The sequence below is a fragment of the Citrobacter sp. MGH 55 genome (assembly GCF_016906145.1).
Taxonomy (GTDB): Bacteria; Pseudomonadota; Gammaproteobacteria; order Enterobacterales; family Enterobacteriaceae; genus Citrobacter_A; species Citrobacter_A amalonaticus.
Genome location: NZ_CP070239.1, coordinates 1,166,047 through 1,168,119, shown reverse-complemented (window position 1 = coordinate 1,168,119; position 2,073 = coordinate 1,166,047). Strand labels below are relative to the sequence as shown.

Annotated in this window: 2 protein-coding genes; one reads left to right on the top strand and one right to left on the bottom strand. The window is 53.6% G+C overall.

The window, feature by feature from the left end:
* Positions 1 to 233 precede the first annotated feature (233 nt).
* Entirely contained in the window at positions 234 to 1,052 is an 819-nt protein-coding gene (gene nlpA / locus JTI98_RS04630) for a lipoprotein NlpA (RefSeq protein WP_216081979.1), read from the top strand.
* 27 nt (positions 1,053 to 1,079) lie between these two features.
* Here nlpA and JTI98_RS04625 read toward each other — a convergent pair whose 3' ends face one another.
* On the bottom strand, positions 1,080 to 1,982 hold the full coding sequence (locus JTI98_RS04625; protein WP_044263588.1) for a carboxylate/amino acid/amine transporter: 903 nt from the start codon (positions 1,980 to 1,982) through the stop codon (positions 1,080 to 1,082).
* Positions 1,983 to 2,073: the final 91 nt, after the last annotated feature.

Here is a 2,073-nt window from a genome sequence, read left to right as displayed (position 1 = left end):
AAACCGGGAATACGCGTCCTGAAGATATCGTCAGGTTAATGGACATCATCAAAGCGCTGGTCTGAGCCGAATGGCGCTGCGTGTGGTCAGCGCAGCGCCATCAGGATTTTCGCATATTCTCCCTTTATGCCTTTTTCTTCTTATTGATACCTTTTCGGTTTTTAAACCGCCGTGCCCTTCCCGCTATAGTCATTTCATTACTCATCAGGCGGTTATTTCAAAAGGATAAAAACGTGAAATTGACGATACCTCATTTACGGACAGGGGCGGCGGTACTGCTGGCGGGATTGTTGCTGGTCGGGTGCGATCAGCAGAGCAGCGATGCAAAGCACATTAAAGTGGGTGTGATTAACGGCGCCGAGCAGGATGTCGCGGAAGTCGCCAAAAAAGTGGCGAAAGAGAAGTACGGCCTCGACGTTGAGCTGGTCGGTTTCAGCGGCTCGCTGTTGCCGAATGACGCCACCAACCACGGCGAACTGGATGCCAACGTTTTCCAGCATCGTCCGTTCCTTGAGCAGGATAACCAGGCGCACAATTATAAGCTGGTGGCGGTGGGGAATACCTTTGTCTTCCCGATGGCAGGCTATTCGAAAAAAATCAAAACGGTGGATCAACTGAAAGAGGGCGCGACGGTGGCGATCCCAAACGATCCGACTAATCTGGGACGCGCGCTTCTGCTGCTGCAAAAAGAGAAGCTGATTACCCTGAAAGAAGGGAAAGGTCTGCTGCCGACGGCGCTGGATATCACCGATAATCCGCGTCACTTGCAGATTATGGAACTGGAAGGCGCGCAACTGCCGCGAGTACTTGACGACCCGAAAGTCGATGTAGCGATCATCAGCACGACCTACATTCAGCAAACCGGGCTTTCTCCGGTTCATGACAGCGTGTTTATCGAAGATAAAAATTCGCCGTACGTGAACATTCTGGTGGCGCGGAAAGACAACAAAGACGCGCAAAACGTGAAGGAATTTTTGCAGTCCTATCAGTCGCCGGAAGTCGCCAAAGCGGCAGAAACGATCTTTAACGGCGGCGCGGTGCCGGGTTGGTAAGAGTGAGCGTTGCCGCGCCGGAGTCTGTCAAACGGTTCTGGCGCGGCGGCGAGAATCCATCGAGATCAACACCACGGACGACAGAATCAGCAGTGTGCCCAGCCAGTCCGGTAGCGTGAAGGTAATGCCCAACAAGAGCAATGACAGCAACGCGCTGCTCAGCGGTTCGGCACAGCTTAAAATGCTCGCTTTCGGCCCGCCAATCATCTGCGCCCCCTTCAGATACAGGCTGAACGTCAGTGACGTGCCGATCACCACCAGGTAGAAAAACGCCAGAATCAGGCTGCCATTCACCACGAAATCCGTGCCCTCTCCAGCGTAAAACGGCAGCAGGATCATCCCGCCGATTAACATACTCCAGCCGACAATCGGCAAAGTGCCGTAACGTGCAATCAGCGTTGACGGGTAGGTGGTATAAAACGCGGCGGCAAATGCGGAGGCGATCCCCCAGAACAGCGCGGCGGGTGAAATTGACAGCGAAGTAGGGTTGCCGTGCGTCACTAGTAAAAAGGTGCCGATGAGGGAGGTGAGGATTGCCGTCAGCACCAATACGCCGGGACGGGCCTTACGTACCAGCGCGAACCACGCCACAATAATCGTCGGAGACAGAAATTGCAGCACCGTGGCGGTCGCGGCGTTGGATTTTTCGATGGTCAGCAGGAAGGTGAGTTGTACGGTCAGCGCGCCGACGACAGAAAATATCAGCAGACTCAGAGCGTCTTTGCGGTCTTTGAAAAGGGAAAAAATTTTGTCACCGTGGACAAAGGAGAGCATCAGCAGAATGAGTCCGGCGAAGATCAGACGCGTCATGGTCAGAAATGGCGACGACATCTGGCTTTGCTCCATGATGTACTGCGCACAAACGCCGGAACTTCCCCATAATACGGCAGCAATCAGAACGTTCAGCATCCCTCTTCTGGTGGACCCCATGTTTTCCTCGGCTGTGTTTTTTCGACGCTATTTGCAGGCATGATAGCAGATAAGGCACAGCCGTTACCCTCCACACAACAGGTTGTTTATT